The sequence below is a fragment of the Mergibacter septicus genome, from assembly GCF_003265225.1.
In the GTDB taxonomy this organism is placed as follows: domain Bacteria; phylum Pseudomonadota; class Gammaproteobacteria; order Enterobacterales; family Pasteurellaceae; genus Mergibacter; species Mergibacter septicus.
On sequence record NZ_CP022013.1, the window covers coordinates 1,409,385 to 1,426,042 of the forward strand.

General features: G+C 36.9%; 16 protein-coding genes and 2 tRNA genes. 7 read left to right on the top strand and 11 right to left on the bottom strand.

All coding sequences use genetic code 11. The features are described 5' to 3' along the window. The first annotated feature begins 35 nt into the window (after positions 1-35). The 4 genes from asnA to CEP47_RS06615 all read left to right on the top strand — a co-directional run bounded on the left by asnA (position 36) and on the right by CEP47_RS06615 (position 6,200). Positions 36-1,028: an aspartate--ammonia ligase gene (gene asnA, locus CEP47_RS06600; RefSeq protein WP_261920371.1), complete on the top strand. Its 993-nt coding sequence runs from the start codon at positions 36-38 to the stop codon at positions 1,026-1,028. A gap of 283 nt (positions 1,029-1,311) precedes the next feature. Next, positions 1,312-3,918, top strand: a complete 2,607-nt coding sequence (gene acnB / locus CEP47_RS06605; RefSeq protein WP_261920370.1) for a bifunctional aconitate hydratase 2/2-methylisocitrate dehydratase — start codon at positions 1,312-1,314, stop codon at positions 3,916-3,918. A 164-nt stretch (positions 3,919-4,082) separates the two neighbouring features. Further along, on the top strand, positions 4,083-4,991 hold the full coding sequence (locus CEP47_RS06610; protein WP_261920369.1) for a glycosyltransferase family 2 protein: 909 nt from the start codon (positions 4,083-4,085) through the stop codon (positions 4,989-4,991). A gap of 6 nt (positions 4,992-4,997) precedes the next feature. Continuing rightward, positions 4,998-6,200, top strand: coding sequence for a BaiN/RdsA family NAD(P)/FAD-dependent oxidoreductase (locus CEP47_RS06615; RefSeq protein WP_261920368.1), 1,203 nt, complete (start codon positions 4,998-5,000; stop codon positions 6,198-6,200). Between the two features lie 65 nt (positions 6,201-6,265). On the opposite strand, the gene CEP47_RS06620 is transcribed toward CEP47_RS06615, so the two are convergent. Together CEP47_RS06620 and CEP47_RS06625 are read right to left on the bottom strand one after the other, a co-directional pair. Beyond that, on the bottom strand, positions 6,266-7,255 hold the full coding sequence (locus tag CEP47_RS06620; protein WP_265482615.1) for a mechanosensitive ion channel family protein: 990 nt from the start codon (positions 7,253-7,255) through the stop codon (positions 6,266-6,268). 18 nt (positions 7,256-7,273) lie between these two features. Then, entirely contained in the window at positions 7,274-7,504 is a 231-nt protein-coding gene (locus CEP47_RS06625) for a hypothetical protein (protein ID WP_261920366.1), read from the bottom strand. 129 nt (positions 7,505-7,633) lie between these two features. Between CEP47_RS06625 and lpcA the strand changes: the two genes are divergently transcribed. Then, on the top strand, positions 7,634-8,236 hold the full coding sequence (lpcA, locus tag CEP47_RS06630; RefSeq protein WP_261920365.1) for a D-sedoheptulose 7-phosphate isomerase: 603 nt from the start codon (positions 7,634-7,636) through the stop codon (positions 8,234-8,236). A gap of 33 nt (positions 8,237-8,269) precedes the next feature. On the opposite strand, the gene CEP47_RS06635 is transcribed toward lpcA, so the two are convergent. Further along, positions 8,270-8,887, bottom strand: a complete 618-nt coding sequence (locus CEP47_RS06635; protein WP_261920364.1) for a cation transporter — start codon at positions 8,885-8,887, stop codon at positions 8,270-8,272. 77 nt (positions 8,888-8,964) lie between these two features. Here CEP47_RS06635 and CEP47_RS06640 point away from each other — a divergent pair, with 77 nt between their 5' ends. Then, a complete protein-coding gene (locus CEP47_RS06640; RefSeq protein ID WP_261920363.1) occupies positions 8,965-9,372 on the top strand; it encodes a MerR family transcriptional regulator in 408 nt (135 codons plus the stop codon). A 66-nt stretch (positions 9,373-9,438) separates the two neighbouring features. Here the strand turns inward: CEP47_RS06640 and CEP47_RS06645 are convergent. Then, positions 9,439-9,515, bottom strand: a tRNA-Arg gene (locus tag CEP47_RS06645). Between the two features lie 26 nt (positions 9,516-9,541). After that, a tRNA-Pro gene (locus CEP47_RS06650) sits at positions 9,542-9,618 on the bottom strand. 190 nt (positions 9,619-9,808) lie between these two features. Here CEP47_RS06650 and folD point away from each other — a divergent pair. Continuing rightward, entirely contained in the window at positions 9,809-10,669 is an 861-nt protein-coding gene (gene folD / locus CEP47_RS06655) for a bifunctional methylenetetrahydrofolate dehydrogenase/methenyltetrahydrofolate cyclohydrolase FolD (protein ID WP_261920362.1), read from the top strand. A 91-nt stretch (positions 10,670-10,760) separates the two neighbouring features. Here the strand turns inward: folD and glmS are convergent, their stop codons facing one another. The 6 genes from glmS to ygfZ form a co-directional block, all read right to left on the bottom strand. After that, positions 10,761-12,593, bottom strand: coding sequence for a glutamine--fructose-6-phosphate transaminase (isomerizing) (gene glmS, locus CEP47_RS06660; RefSeq protein ID WP_261920361.1), 1,833 nt, complete (start codon positions 12,591-12,593; stop codon positions 10,761-10,763). Between the two features lie 195 nt (positions 12,594-12,788). Further along, entirely contained in the window at positions 12,789-13,061 is a 273-nt protein-coding gene (locus CEP47_RS06665) for an HU family DNA-binding protein (RefSeq protein ID WP_261920360.1), read from the bottom strand. A gap of 166 nt (positions 13,062-13,227) precedes the next feature. Beyond that, positions 13,228-13,818 (bottom strand): YjaG family protein, encoded by a 591-nt coding sequence (locus CEP47_RS06670; RefSeq protein ID WP_261920359.1) that lies wholly within the window; start codon positions 13,816-13,818, stop codon positions 13,228-13,230. 13 nt (positions 13,819-13,831) lie between these two features. Next, on the bottom strand, positions 13,832-14,914 hold the full coding sequence (hemE, locus tag CEP47_RS06675; RefSeq protein WP_261920358.1) for a uroporphyrinogen decarboxylase: 1,083 nt from the start codon (positions 14,912-14,914) through the stop codon (positions 13,832-13,834). Between the two features lie 5 nt (positions 14,915-14,919). Next, the gene (gene nudC / locus CEP47_RS06680) at positions 14,920-15,726 is read right to left on the bottom strand and encodes an NAD(+) diphosphatase (RefSeq protein WP_261920357.1); all 807 of its coding nucleotides are present in this window, start codon (positions 15,724-15,726) and stop codon (positions 14,920-14,922) included. Between the two features lie 8 nt (positions 15,727-15,734). Beyond that, the gene (gene ygfZ, locus CEP47_RS06685; protein ID WP_261920356.1) at positions 15,735-16,658 is read right to left on the bottom strand and encodes a tRNA-modifying protein YgfZ; all 924 of its coding nucleotides are present in this window, start codon (positions 16,656-16,658) and stop codon (positions 15,735-15,737) included.

A 16,658-nucleotide genomic window follows, 5' to 3' on the forward strand; every position in this document is an offset into this window, starting at 1 on the left:
TTCTATCTAACTCATATTTTAAGAGAACACAAATTATGAAAAAGTCATTTATTCTTCAACAACAAGAAATTAGTTTTGTTAAAGACACTTTCTCTCACAAATTAGCTGAACACTTAGGTTTAGTTGAAGTCCAAGGACCAATCTTAAGTCAAGTTGGTAATGGAATGCAGGATAACTTATCAGGAAAAGAAAAAGCAGTTCAAGTTAAAGTAAAACAAATTGAAGATGCTCAGTTTGAAGTCGTCCACTCATTAGCCAAATGGAAACGTCATACTTTAGCCCGTTTTGACTTCAAACCAGGTGAAGGATTATTTGTCCATATGAAAGCCTTACGCCCTGATGAAGATTCTTTAGATTGCACTCATTCAGTTTTTGTTGATCAATGGGATTGGGAAAAAGTTATTCCTGAAGGTCGCCGTGATCTTACATTCCTAAAAGAGACTGTACGTTCAATCTACGCTGCAATGCGTGAAACACAACAAGCTGTTGAAAAACAATTCGGTATTAAAGCAACCTTACCTGAAGAAATTACTTTTATTCATTCTGAAGATTTAGTACAACGTTACCCAGATTTAACCGATAAAGAACGTGAAAGTGCGATCTGTAAAGAATACGGAGCTGTATTCCTAATCGGAATCGGGGGTGTATTATCAGATGGTAAACCACACGATGTTCGTGCACCAGACTATGATGACTGGACAACTGTCTCTGAAGGCGAATACAAAGGATTAAATGGTGATATTCTTGTTTGGAATGAAGCATTAGGTAGTGCATTTGAAATTTCATCAATGGGAATCCGTGTTGATGAAAGTGCTTTACGCCGCCAATTAGCAATTACAGGCGATGAAGATCGTCTAGCATTTGAATGGCATCAAAAACTTCTTGCGGGAGAACTTCCTTTAACCATCGGTGGTGGTATTGGTCAATCACGTATGGCAATGTTTATGCTACAGAAAAAACACATTGGTGAAGTACAATCTAGCGTATGGCCAACTAAAGTCTTAGAAGAATTTGAAAACATTCTTTAATTTCACTCAGTAAAATTCTCCTTAATTCTATTATCAATCCTATTGAATCCTTTCAATAGGATTTTTTTATCTCATTGTTACTCCCTCCACCCGTCTAATTAAACAGTGATTTTGTTGTGATCTAGTTAACAATAATTCATTTTCTATTTTGACTTTTTTCTAAGCCAGTCCTATATTTAACAAAAATTCAACAATTCAGTTAGGGTATTTTCAATGGTACGTTAATGATGGATTGATACATGCAACACCCAATTCTCTACTCTAAATTTGACGAGGAAGCACTATGTCTGACTTTCTACTTTCCTATCAACAACAAGTTGAACAACGCAAAGCTGAAGGCGTTTGTCCTCAACCTCTAACCGCAGAACAAACGGCAGAATTAATCGAGTTATTAAAAAATCCTCCAGCCATTAATCAAGACTTTCTACTCGAACTTTTTGAAACTCGTATTCCTGCTGGTGTTGATGAAGCAGCTTATGTGAAAGCCTCTTTTCTGTCTGCGGTAGCTAAAGGTGATGTTATCTCTCCCTTAATCTCACCTGAAAAGGCAATCGAAATTCTAGGTACCATGCAAGGGGGATACAATATTGAACCCTTAATTAATGCCCTAGATAACCCCAAATTAGCCACTATCGCTGCTCAAGCCTTATCAAAAACATTACTTATGTTTGATAGTTTTCATGATGTAGTTGAAAAAGCAACCGCAGGAAATGCCTTTGCACAACAAATTTTACAATCTTGGGCAGATGCTGAATGGTTTTTATCCCGCCCATCACTTGCGGAAAAAATTACCGTTACAGTATTTAAAGTAAGTGGTGAAACAAATACTGATGATCTTTCCCCCGCTCAAGATGCTTGGAGCCGTCCAGATATTCCACTCCATGCTCAAGCAATGCTAAAAAATGCCAGAGAAGGGATTATACCTGATAAAGAAGGGGAAATTGGTCCAATTAAACAGCTTGAAAAATTAAAAGAGCAAGGTTTTCCTCTTGCTTATGTTGGCGATGTTGTCGGCACAGGTTCATCACGCAAATCAGCAACTAATTCGGTGTTATGGCATATGGGAGAGGATATTCCTTTTATTCCAAATAAACGAGCAGGTGGTGTGGTACTGGGTGGTAAAATTGCCCCAATATTCTTTAATACTCTCGAAGATGCAGGTGCATTACCAATTGAAGTCGATGTTAGCCATTTCAAGATGGGAGATATTATTGATATTTACCCATATCAAGGCAAAATTTGCAGTCATAACAGCGATAAAGTTATCGTTAATTTTGAATTAAAAACCCAAGTACTACTTGATGAAGTCCGTGCTGGTGGTCGTATCCCGTTAATTATTGGGCGTGGGCTAACCCATAAAGCCAGAACACAACTTGGCTTACCTGAAAGTGATGTTTTCATCAAACCCCAAGTAGTCACTGAGAGTAAAAAAGGCTTTACCTTGGCACAAAAAATGGTTGGTCGAGCCTGTGGTGTTGCAGGAATTCGTCCCGGTCAATACTGCGAACCGAGAATGACCTCCGTAGGCTCTCAAGATACCACGGGTCCTATGACTCGAGATGAATTAAAAGATCTTGCTTGCCTTGGTTTTTCGGCTGACTTAGTGATGCAATCATTCTGCCATACTGCGGCTTATCCAAAACCGATTGATGTTACAACACATCATACCTTACCAGATTTTATGATGAACCGAGGTGGTATCTCTTTACGCCCTGGCGATGGTATTATTCACTCTTGGTTAAACCGAATGTTATTACCTGATACAGTTGGCACAGGCGGAGATTCCCACACCCGCTTTCCGTTAGGGATATCTTTTCCAGCGGGATCAGGTCTAGTGGCATTTGCGGCTGCAACGGGGGTTATGCCGCTAGATATGCCTGAATCTGTTTTAGTCCGTTTTACTGGCACAATGCAACCGGGCATCACTTTACGTGATCTGGTTCATGCAATTCCTTATTATGCCATTCAACAAGGTTTATTAACTGTTGAAAAACAAGGAAAGAAAAATATTTTTTCAGGTAGAATTTTAGAAATTGAAGGCTTAGAGCATCTAAAAATTGAACAAGCCTTTGAACTATCTGATGCCTCAGCAGAACGTTCTGCCGCTGCTTGCACAATTAAGTTAAATAAAGAACCAATTATTGAATACATCAATTCTAATATTACCCTATTGAAATGGATGATCGCAGAAGGCTATGGCGATGCTCGCACCTTAGAACGGCGTATTCAAAATATGCAAGCATGGTTAGCAAACCCACAATTAATCGAAGCCGATCCTGATGCTGAATATACTGCAATCATTGAAATCAATATGAATGAAATCAAAGAACCAATCCTTTGTGCACCAAATGATCCTGATGATGCTCGCAAACTTTCTGAAGTTGCAGGGGATAAAATTGATGAGGTCTTTATCGGATCTTGTATGACAAATATTGGGCATTTCCGTGCTGCAGGTAAATTATTACAAAATTTTGATGGGGTTATTCCTACTCGATTATGGATTGCACCACCAACTAAAATGGATGCCGCCCTACTGACCGAAGAAGGGTATTACAGCTTATTCGGTAAAAGTGGAGCAAGAACAGAAATGCCGGGGTGCTCTCTCTGTATGGGAAATCAAGCTCGAGTAGCCCCTCAAGCGACTGTTGTTTCAACCTCCACACGTAATTTTCCTAACCGTTTAGGACAAGGTGCTAATGTCTATTTAGCATCAGCAGAATTAGCTGCAATTGCTGCATTATTAGGCAAATTACCGACAGTAGAAGAGTACCTTGCTTATACAGAACAATTACAACACGATAAAGAGGATACCTATCGATATATGAACTTTGATCATATTAATAGTTATGTTAAAAAAGCTGATAAAGTTATTTTTCAAACAAAAATCTAAGCATAATATTTGATCACCACTTAAACTCTCTTTTATTTAAATGTAAAAGAGAGTTTTCTTTTTTCACATTTCAGCCACAGATACAAATCAGTGCAAAATCTTGTTACAATTAAAACCATTATTTATCATTAAAAATAAATTACTTAGGCACAAAGAAAAATCTAATGGAAACTCAACAACAATCTCTACCCTCAATTGATGTTATTATTCCTTGTTATAATGCTGAAAATACATTATTAAGAGCCGTTGAAAGCGTTTTAAAACAACAATACGTTCAACATCTCTATCTCGTTGATGATGGTTCAACTGATAATACTTGGTACATCATCTCTCAATTAGCTGAAGCTATTCCAAAAGTAAAAGCACTACAAATGCCACAAAATAGTGGGGTTGCTGCAGCACGTAACTGGGCAGCATTACATAGCTCAGCCGATTTAATTGCGTTTCTTGATGCAGATGATGCTTATCAAGATAACGCTTTAGCTGCACCGATTTTATCTTTTGCACGATTTAATGAGCTTGCCTTAGTTCGCTTATCATTAACAGCGGTAGATCTCGACCCTAAATACACCGCCTATGCAGGTAAAGGTTTAGAAGAAGCGTGGAAAACCTTGCAAATGACTGTTGGCGGCAATATGATCTTCCGCCGTTCAATTTTTCTTGCTGCGGGTGGTTTTCCCACTGATGAATTATTTAAAATCTATGGTGGGGAAGATGCCTCTCTTGGGATCGCCTTTACTGAGGCTGCCGTTGTTGGTGTGTTATTTGAAGATAAAGTTCCCGGTGTTTTACATTATTGTCGCCCAGGTATGCACGCAGAACGTCTCCTAAATGCTTCTCTTTTTGGTGAAAGAGATCCACATATCGTTTCATTAGTTCCGCAAGCTGAAGCTGTTACAGCTAGAATTGTCGCTCAATTAAACCAATTAAAAACAGTATTAAACCAAGAAAATTTAGGTATTATCCCACTTTATGTTGAATATAAAACAACTAATGCCGAAGAAAATACAACCACTGATGAATCCTCCGCTCCATCACCAATAGCCAATACAACTGACGAAAAACACCAGTAGGTAAATATGAAAATCTTAGATGTTATTATTATCGGTGCGGGGGCTTCTGGATTATTTTGTGCCGCTTTAATCGCTAAAAGTGGCAAATCAGTTTTAGTGTTAGAAAGTGGAAAAAAAGTCGGGAGAAAAATCCTGATGTCGGGTGGTGGTTTTTGCAATTTTACTAATTTAGATGTCAATCCAAGCCATTATCTTTCACAAAACCCACATTTTGTAAAATCTGCACTGGCTCGTTATACACAATGGGATTTTATTACCTTAGTATCAAGTTATAACATTGCTTATTATGAAAAAGAACTGGGGCAATTATTTACTCAACAAGGGGCAGAACAAATCGTTTCAATGCTACTCACTGAATGTGAAAAAAATGGGGTGGTGATTCAACTACGTTCTACTATACAACAGCTCAGTAAACAAACTGACTATTTTACATTAACTAACAATAACGGAGAGAAATACCACGCCAGACACGTTGTTATTGCGACTGGTGGTCTTTCTATGCCAAAACTGGGAGTCACACCATTTGGCTATCAAATTGCAGAACAGTTTGGTTTAAAAGTCGTATCACCAAGAGCCTCTTTAGTCCCTTTTACTTGGCGAGAACAGGATAAATGGCTAGCGGAATTAGCAGGAATATCCTTACCCGTCAAAGTAACCGCCACCTGTGGACAAAGTTTCTATAATCAACTTCTTTTTACTCATCGAGGTATTTCAGGCCCCGCTATTTTACAAATCTCTAACTATTGGCAAAGCGGAGAAAGTATTGAAATTGATCTCCTACCACAGCTTGAATTAAAAACATATCTCCAGCAACTCCGTCAATCCACTGCCAAAATACAGCTAAAAACGGCTTTAAATCGCCAATTACCTAAAAAATGGGTAGAACTATTTTTTACTCATTCTGATTTTGCCAATTGGGGGCAACTAACACTAGCACAACTAAGCCACGCTCAACTAAATAAATTAGAACAATACATTCACCATTGGCAATTTATCCCTAATGGAACCGAAGGCTATCGCACAGCAGAAGTAACTTTAGGTGGTGTTGATACTCACACCATCTCATCAAAAACGATGGAAGCAAATCAGGTTAAGGGGTTATATTTTATTGGGGAAGTACTAGATGTGACAGGTTGGCTTGGTGGTTATAATTTCCAGTGGGCTTGGAGTTCTGCTTATGCCTGTGCAGAAGCAATAAATAATCACTAAATAAAAACCACATTATTATTAAATAATGTGGTTTAAGTTTATTTATGAATAAAATTAAAATAATCTTATACTTTTTTATCCATCATTATATCTGATGGTTTTGATATAATATCAGCATTATTAGATACTACATTAGTGTCCTTATTTTGGCTAATAACTTCACTAAAGCTAATGGGTTTATCATATAAATTAACCCCTCCTTTAACACCAAAATCTAAGGTTGTTACTTCATAAGCAATACAAATATCTTCTTCTTCAAAACGTTTTTTTAGCAATACAATCCCATCATTAATTGCTTTCATATATTGATTATGACTTTCAAAATTTATCCAAATCCGTAATTCAAAATTATAAGTTGAACTGCCTATATTCGTAAAAAATAATCTAGGTAAAAATAACTCATCTTCACTTTCAGTAATAACTCCTTCAATTTGTGGCACACAATCCATCACCACGTTCTTTACTTTATCTAAGTCATCACCATAAGAAACACCTGTGGATACGATCGCCATACGCTTACCTGATGAAGAATAATTCACTACATTTCCTGTATAAATCAATTGGTTAGGAATATAAACATTCTGTCCTTCAACAGTCATAATGATAGTTAATAATGAACCTATTTGTTTCACTTGCCCATACTGACCATTAATCGTAACCCAATCTCCCACTTTAAATGGCACTTGAATATTAATTAAAATACCAGAGAAAAAATTTGCCGTTGTTTCTTTAGTTGCAAAACCAATAACAATACCAATGACGCCCGCACTGGCTAATAATTGAGTTAATAATCCTTCTAATCCTAATATATGAATTGCAATAAAATAACCGACAATCATAAAACTAAAGGATAAACAAAATGTAATAAATTTATTTAAATGATGTCGTTCGGCAAAATAATTCTTCGATTTTACTTCATATAAATATCGTATCTTTTTACCAAAATAATAAGTTACCGCAATAACTAATGCAGCTAAAACAATTTTTATTAAATAAATAAAAATTATATCTGACCATTTTTCAACTAGATCAATAAAATACGCTGAATTAAACATCATTTCCTCACACTAAAGTTAATTTTTCCACCAAGTAAATATAACAATAATCAAGCTAAAAATAACTAACCAAATTAGCTGTATTTTCGCATTTTGACGGTTTAAAGCTTGTCGTTCTGCAATATTTTTTTTAAAACTTTGTTGATACTGCATAAGCGATATATTTTGTAATGGAAAACCACACCTCACACATTTTTCAGCCTCACTACTCACTTTTTTTCCACAATCAGGACATTGAATTAACGCCATTTTTAGCTCCAAGTTCACCAACAAATAACTCACAATAAGTATTCTGAGAATTAATGCTCTTTTTATCTAAATATGTTATCTTTAGCAATAGAATTTAAGCCTAAAATCATCACAACAAGGAAAAATCAAATGTACCTTTCACAAATCACGTCTGAATTAAATCAAGCCGCAGAGGTATTAAATAAATTTATTAATAACGGACAAAATATAAAATCAATTCAAGAAGCAGCTCTGTTATTAGCGGAAAGTTTTCAACAAGGGGGAAAAGTACTTTCTTGTGGTAATGGCGGTTCACACTGTGATGCAATGCACTTCGCTGAAGAATTAACAGGTCGCTATCGTGAAAATCGTCCGGGCTATCCAGCAATTGCTATTTCTGATCCTAGTCATCTAAGCTGCGTCAGTAATGATTTTGGTTTTGACTATGTATTCTCTCGTTATGTTGAAGCGGTCGGACAAAAAGGAGATGTCTTATTCGGACTCTCAACCTCAGGAAATTCACAAAATATCATCAATGCAATCCATGCTGCTAAAGCGAAAGGAATGAAAGTTATTGCTTTAACAGGAAAAGATGGTGGTAAAATGGCAGGCTTAGCCGATATTGAAATCCGAGTACCTCACTTTGGCTATGCAGATCGTATTCAAGAGGTACATATCAAAGTTATCCATATTTTGATGATGTTAGTTGAATTTGAAATGGCAAAATTTGCTGAGAAACAAGCCAATGAATAAAAATATCTAATAAAAAAGGCGGTTCACCGCCTTTTATTCTCGCTCTATTAATAATTCCCTTCTTGCCTGCTGTATAATTTGCCAAGCCCCCTGAATTGCCAAATACGCCATTAAAAAAGCAACCAGTAAATCAGGAATATAGGATTGAGTGAAATAAACTGCCACTGCAGCTAAAATAACTAAAATATTCCCAATAGCATCGTTACGTGTACAAATCCATACTCCCTGCATATTACTATCACCCTTACTATAAGCGTATAAAATCCAAGCTGAAATTAAATTAGCCACTAAAGCCAATCCGCCAACCACACTCATTTGATGGTAATTTGGTATTTCTCCCAAGAAAAGATGATAAAGTGTACTACACAACACCCAGCTCCCAAAAATTGCCATAGAACCACCTTTTAATAAAGATGCTTTTGCTCGGATCTTTAATGCTTTTGATAATACAAATAGGCTAATTGCATAATTAGCACTATCTCCAAAAAAATCTAAAGAATCAGCCAATAACGATATAGAACCAGAAGTTTGACTGGTAATTATCTCTACTATAAACATTACAAGATTAATTAGCATCGCAACCCATAATACAGTACGATATTTTGCTTGATTAAAAGATGATGAACATCCACTTGAACAGCAATGAGACATAATAGCTCCTTCTTTGTTTTCCGCAAAAATTTGAGTTAGACTATAAACTCCGTAGTGACTACAAGGTCAAGCATCAAATGACAGATTTTTTAAAAATCAACCAACTGAGCCAACAAAGTGGAATCAACCTAGAAACAATTCGTTATTACGAAAAAATTGGCTTATTACCACCACCCATGCGAGCAAATAATGGCTATCGACTGTATAGTCAACAAAGCTTAGACTTACTTCATTTTATTAAGAAATGCCGTACTCTAGGTTTTAGTTTGAAGGAGATAAAACAACTTAACCAACTTAGAACCAATCTTACAGCTGACTGTGAGAATGCCGATAAACTCATTCAAACCCACCTAAAACAAGTGCAAATTAAACTTCAGCAATTAAAAGAGATTGAAAATTTCTTACAAAGTATCGCTCAATGTAACCAACATCGTATCGAAGATTGCAAAGTAATAAGTGGTATAGAACAAAAAGAATTTATCTAATTAAACTAACTCATACCTTGAATCAGAATAAAAGGGAAATAATTAATAAATGAAAAGGAATTTTAATGGCACGCCCTACTGGATTCGAACCAGTGACCTACGGCTTAGAAGGCCGTTGCTCTATCCAGCTGAGCTAAGGGCGCAGGTGAGGTAAAGATAGATAAAAAAATGGTCGGCGAGATAGGATTTGAACCTACGACCCACTGGTCCCAAACCAGTTGCGCTACCAAGCTGCGCTACTCGCCGACAACGGATCTGAATTATAGTAGGAAGAAGATAGAGATCAACCTTTTTTTTTAAAATTTGTTTTAATTGCCTAAAATTATTCCACTTTTTCTCAATTAAATTCGGATTTAGCTAGTAAACCCTTATCAAATCCTGCTTTTTTTGCGACAATAATCAATATCATTTTAGCCTTTATGGGATAACAAAATCTATGTCAGCACAGGTTATATCAGGCACAGCACTTGCTAAAACAATTAAAGCAGAATTAGCCGAAGAAATACAAACTCTCACTGCCACAGGAAAACGCCCACCAGCATTAGCAGTGATCTTAGTTGGAACAGATCCCGCCTCACAAATTTATGTTGAAAACAAACGTAAAAGTTGTCTTGAAATCGGCATCAAGTCAACGGCATACAATCTCCCTACCAGCACTTCAGAAAACGAATTGTTGGATCTTATTCAACGACTAAACCAAAATCCTCAGATAGATGGCATTTTAGTGCAACTTCCACTGCCTGAACATATAGATAGTAGCAAAGTGATTGAAAACATTGCTCCCGATAAAGATGTTGATGGTTTTCATCCCTATAATGTCGGCAGACTCTGTCAACGTATTCCAACCTTACGAGCTTGCACCCCATACGGCATAATAAAATTGCTAGAAAACACCACCATTCCATTACAAGGTAAACACGCCGTTATTGTTGGTGCTTCAAACATTGTCGGACGCCCAATGGCACTAGAATTACTCCTAGCAGGTTGCACTGTTACCGTTACACACCGTTTTACAACCAACTTAGCTGAACAAATCAAACAAGCTGATCTAGTCGTTGCTGCAGTCGGCAAACCACATTTAATTAAAGGCGAATGGATCAAAGAGGGAGCAATCGTTATTGATGTCGGTATTAACCGAGTTAACGGTAAACTCATCGGTGATGTCGAATTTGAACAAGCCCAACAAAAAGCAAGCTATATCACGCCTGTTCCCGGTGGTGTTGGTCCAATGACTGTCGCAATGCTAATGGCAAATACGGTGCAGGTGTATAAACAACATAAAGATACGTCTAAATAACTGTGATACCATCTCATATAGCGAACAAAATAAGTTATTCAAACATTGAGAAAAAATAGCGAGTTTTAACTCGCTATTTTTATATATTACTCTATTCAACCGTAACCGCTTTTGCTAAGTTTCTTGGTTGGTCAACATCGGTGCCTTTGATTAAGGCGACATGGTAAGCAAGAAGTTGTAGAGGCACGGTATAGAAAATCGGGGCAGTGATTTCACTTACTTTTGGTAAAGTGATGATTTTCATTCCCTCACTAGCAGTAAAGCCAGCTTCTGCATCTGCAAATACATAAAGTTGCCCACCTCTTGCTCTGACTTCTTCAATATTAGATTTCACTTTTTCTAATAATTCGTTGTTTGGTGCTACCACTACCACTGGCATATCAGCGTCAATTAAGGCTAATGGACCGTGTTTTAATTCACCAGCAGCATAAGCCTCAGCATGGATATAAGAGATTTCTTTTAGTTTTAACGCTGCTTCAACAGCAATCGGATAAAACTCTCCCCGTCCTAAGAATAAAGTATGGTGTTTTTCTGCAAAATCTTCGGCTAAATGTTCAATGTCTTTCTCAAATGCCAATACTTTTTCTACATCTCTTGCAATACCTTTTAATGCAGCAACAATTTGTTTTTCTTGTTCTGCTTTAACTTGACCATTTAATTTACCAATAGCAGTAACTAGCATTAGCATTGCGGTTAACTGTGTAGTGAAAGCTTTAGTTGATGCCACACCGATTTCTACCCCAGCTCGGGTCATAAAGGCTAGATCAGACTCTCGTACTAACGATGAACCAGCAACATTACAAATTGTCATTGCTGCCATATAACCTTTTTCTTTCGCTAAACGTAAAGCTGCTAGCGTATCTGCAGTTTCACCTGATTGTGAAAGAGTGAGCAATAAGCTATTTGGACGTGTAACAAATTTGCGATAACGAAATTCTGATGCAATTTCAACATCACAACTTACTCCTGCAATAGCTTCAAACCAGTACCGAGCAACCATTCCAGCATTGTAAGAAGTACCGCAAGCAATAATTTGAATATGTTCCACTTTTTCAAGAATGGCTTTTGCTCCATTACCAATACTTTCAACGATAACGTTATCACCTGCTATACGTCCTTCCAGCGTATTTAAAATAGCGGTCGGCTGTTCAAAAATTTCTTTCTGCATAAAATGACGGAATTTTCCCTTATCCGCTGCATCTTGTTCTAAGTTTGACTCACTAATTTTACGCTCTACCTGCTCACCTTGTTGATTGTAAATTGTCACGCTACGGCGAGTAATTTCTGCAATATCTCCTTCTTCCAAATAGCTAAAACGACGGGTTACACTTAATAATGCAAGCTGGTCTGAGGCTAAAAAGTTTTCCCCTACGCCATAGCCAATGACCAATGGACTCCCTGAACGAGCAGCAATTAAGCGATCGGGATCACGGCGATCTAACACCACCATTCCATAAGCACCTGTCAGTTGTGCCACCGTTTTTTGAACCGCTTCAAGTAAAGTTTGGCTTTGTTGTAATTCCCAAGCGACTAAATGAGCGATCACTTCAGTGTCAGTTTGAGAACTAAAGTGGTAACCTCGTTGCTGTAATAGTTCTCTTAACGGTTCGTAATTTTCAATAATACCATTATGAACAACAACAATATCTCCTGAACGATGTGGGTGAGCATTAGCTTCACAAGGTTCGCCGTGCGTTGCCCAACGAGTGTGTGCAATCCCAGTACCACCAGTAATTGGGTTATTTTCAATTTCATCGTCTAATACTTTTACTTTGCCAACACAACGAATACGTTGTAATTCTTTTGCTTGATTAACTACTGCAACACCCGCAGAATCATATCCACGATACTCTAAACGGTGTAATCCTTGTACAAGAATTTCAACAACATCACGTTGTGCTACCGCACCAACAATCCCGCACATAATAGACTCCCATAATTAATAACAACTTTTTATCTACAATATTATAAGTTATCTCTACTCCATTTGCAGTAATAAGATGTTGGATTTAATGATAACGTATTGAAATAAAAAGAATAAGACAGATTTGATAGATAAAAATTAGAGATAAAATAAAACCCTAACTTCACTGTTAGGGTTTTACTTATGCAGGCAAAATTATTTTACTGCATCTTTTAATGCTTTCCCTGAAACAAAAGCGGGCACTTTAGAAGCTGGAATTTGAATAGTTTCTAGTGTTTTTGGATTACGACCTGTACGGGCTTTGCGTTCATTCACTTTAAATGTACCGAAACCAATTAGCTGTATTGTTTCACCAGCTTTTAAAGTTTCTGTAATTGTTTCCAAAGTTGCTTCTAATGCTGCTTTAGCATCTTTTTTACTTAATTCCGCTTTTGCAGCGATTGCATCAATCAACTCAGTCTTGTTCATAAATAATTACCTTTCGCATTTATTTAAATTTTGTGTTCAGCTGTTAAATTAGTTCATTAACTTAACACCTATTCGCTGTAACCACTGTTTCAAACAGTGCTACAAGCTTAATCTAACTTGCTAAATATTCAAAGAATTTTATGAGGAAAATTAGAAGAAAATCACACTATTTTATGATCTCGATCCCAATATTACTCACTAATTGTTCTCTGATCTCATTTTTAAGTTCTAATAACAAGTTTATATCACGTTTTTCAGCTTGATTTAACGCTCGATAAATAGCCCATTGAACATCTAGTTCTTGTTGAATGCTTTCATGTTGCTTCAACTCATTGTCTGTCAATTCACATTGATTTTCAGCCTCTAATAAAGTTGCTACTGTCTTTAGAGATAACCGACTTATTTTAATTGCTTGTTCTAAAGTAGAACCAGCAATAATACTATGTAATAGCTCAGCTAAACCTTCACACGCATCAACTGCAGGATAAATACCATAAAAATCATAACCATTAATATCGGGAATGACTTCTTCAAATTTTTCTAGCTGGCTTTCAAAATTAATTTTTATCCCTTTAACCGTTAAATATTCCCAAACTAAATTTAAAATTGAGGAATAACGTTTAGCACTTTGACTTTGTGCAGTAAAATGACAAAAATTTTGAAAGTTAGGGTACATTCTTTCACATAAACACAACATAAAAGCGATATGTTGCCAACTTTCAAAATGTTCCAATCTTTTATGAATAGGATTTCGCATACTACCACTGCTCTTATTTTTGTTGTTGATGGTAAGGTTGAGAATAACGGTGAACCGCATCAACTAAAATTTTTGGTGCATCTTCTGGAACATCTTGATGAATACCATGTCCTAAATTAAACACTTGTCCGTTGGCACTACCCGTAGTGTGGAAATCATGTAAAATCTGTTGAACTTCTTGTTCAATCCGCTGTGAAGGTGCATATAACACGCTAGGATCTAAATTTCCTTGTAATGCGACTTTATCTCCAATTCTCACTTTTGCATCGGCAAGATTAACTGTCCAATCTAAACCTACTGCATCACACCCCGTATTTGCAATGGCTTCTAGCCATAAACCACCACCTTTGGTAAAGAGTGTAACAGGTACTTTTCGCCCTTCATTCTCTCGAATCAATCCTTCAACAATTTTTTGCATATATTGTAAAGAAAACTCAGGATATTCACGATGCGCTAATACGCCACCCCAAGTATCAAAAATCATCACCGCTTGAGCGCCTGCTTTAATTTGGGCATTAAGGTATAAAATAACACTATCAGCTAACTTATCTAATAATTGGTGTAATACTTGCGGTTCGCTATATAGCATTTTCTTAATTTTAGTAAAGGCTTTGCTACTCCCACCTTCCACCATATAAGTTGCCAAAGTCCAAGGACTACCTGAAAAACCAATCAATGGGACAGCACCATTAAGTTCTCGACGGATTGTGCGTACAGCATTCATTACATACTGCAACTCCCCTTCAGGATCAGGAATTGGCAATTGTTCTACATCACGGTTTGAGCTAATCACTTTCGCAAATTTTGGCCCTTCACCTGCACCGAAACTTAACCCTAATCCCATAGCATCAGGAACAGTTAAAATATCAGAAAAAAGAATTGCGGCATCAAGTTGATAACGACGTAAAGGTTGTAAAGTTACTTCACAAGCGAGATCCGCATTGCGACATAATGACATAAAATCGCCTGCTTGTGCTCGAGTAGCTTTATATTCTGGTAAATAACGCCCTGCTTGTCGCATTAACCAAATTGGTGTCATCTCAACAGGTTGGCGTAATAATGCCCGTAAATAACGATCATTTTGTAATGGTTTCATTTATCTTATTCCTTAATATTTTGACTAGATGCTAAACTTTCAGCACGACAAAGCTCTAAAGTCATTTCAATAAGTTGTCGTGCAATGGTACCTGTTTCAGGGAGAGGTGGTAAAGGTTGGTTGCAATGAAACCAATCAGCAGTCTGAATTTCATCGACTTGTAGATCAATATCACCAGCAGCATAATCGGCTAAATACCCTACCATCAGTGAATTTGGAAATGCCCAAGGTTGGCTTGCAACATAACGAATATTTTTAACTATAATGCCACTTTCTTCAAAAACTTCTCGTCTAACAGCGTGTTCAAACGTTTCCCCCGTTTCAACGAACCCCGCTAAAGTAGTATATATTCCACCTTTATGCCGTTGATGATTTGCCAGCAAAATATGCGCCCCTTTACGGACTGCAACAATAATGCAAGGGCAAATAACAGGGTAATGTCGATATTCACAATTTGGACAATAAACGGCTAATTCATCCTTTGCTACTTCTGTTGGCGTAGCACAACACCCACAATACCTGTGAGTGTTAAAAAAATGGTTAAGGCTAACCCCTCGTCCAAGTAAATTAAATTCAGTGGCACTAAGAGATAACTGACTGCGTAACGATTCCCAACGTAAAGTGCTTGGCAGTTGAAAGCTGTTATCGGTTAAAACTAACCACAAGGGTTGTGCTTTAAACTCTCCAATTAAACGGACAGGTAAATTTAAGCTATTCCATTGTTTCGCAGAACCAAAAGGTAAATTACCCTCTATTAAGGCTAACATATTGTTTTGGCTAAAAAGCCAATAACCTTGCTGTTCTGCAATCATAATACCTGCTATTCCGTGATTAAATAAGGTAAAGGAGCGATGATGAATTTTGCTTCTTCTTGTTCAGACAATCGAAAAATAGCTTCAGATTCAATATCTTGATTTAAAACGACTTGTAACCAAACTCTCTCTTCAATCTGAATAGAAGAAATAATCACCCCAGTTTTTCGCCAACCTGTTTCAAGCTTAAGCTCAATACCATCACCAATTTTAGGCAAAGCAAGACCAGTATTTTGTTCACTGACTAATGTAAACATTGCTCGCTTATTTGCGCCACGATATTTGGCTCTTGCAACCATTTCTTGTCCGATATAACACCCTTTACTAAAAGAGATAGTTGCTTCTAAACATTGTAGATTAATTGCTTGAGGTAAAAATTCCGCTTGGTTATCAAGTGTTAATAATGGTTGACCATTTTGCATGGCAAGTAATTGCCATTCAACCTGCTCTCCATTGACATCCACTAGATGATTGCTTACCACTAAAACATACGGATTAGCTTGATCAACCTTAATCGTAACTTGTTCAGAAGATAAACTAATAACTGAATTCACAGAAAAATCAATCTCAGTCGCTATTTCAGTAAAGCGATGTAGTGAAAAAGCATACAAATATTTTTGCTCTAATGGTGTAAAAGTCACTTTTGAGAACACTGCATATTTTTTTAGAAAATTAATAGCAGATGGTAAAAATGAACGCTCAAGAATAAGCCAAAACTGTTCTGGATTAAATTTAACTAGACGAAAAAGGGAATTGACCTTGCCTTTCGGATCACAATGTGCTGCTAAAGTTGAACACTTATCCGCTAATTTAATAACATCACAGGTTAATTGTCCTTGTAAGAATTTAGTTGCATCACTACCTTCTACTAAGACCACTACATAATCAGGCAAAGCACAAGCAAGTTGGCTAAACTTTCCACATTCACGCAT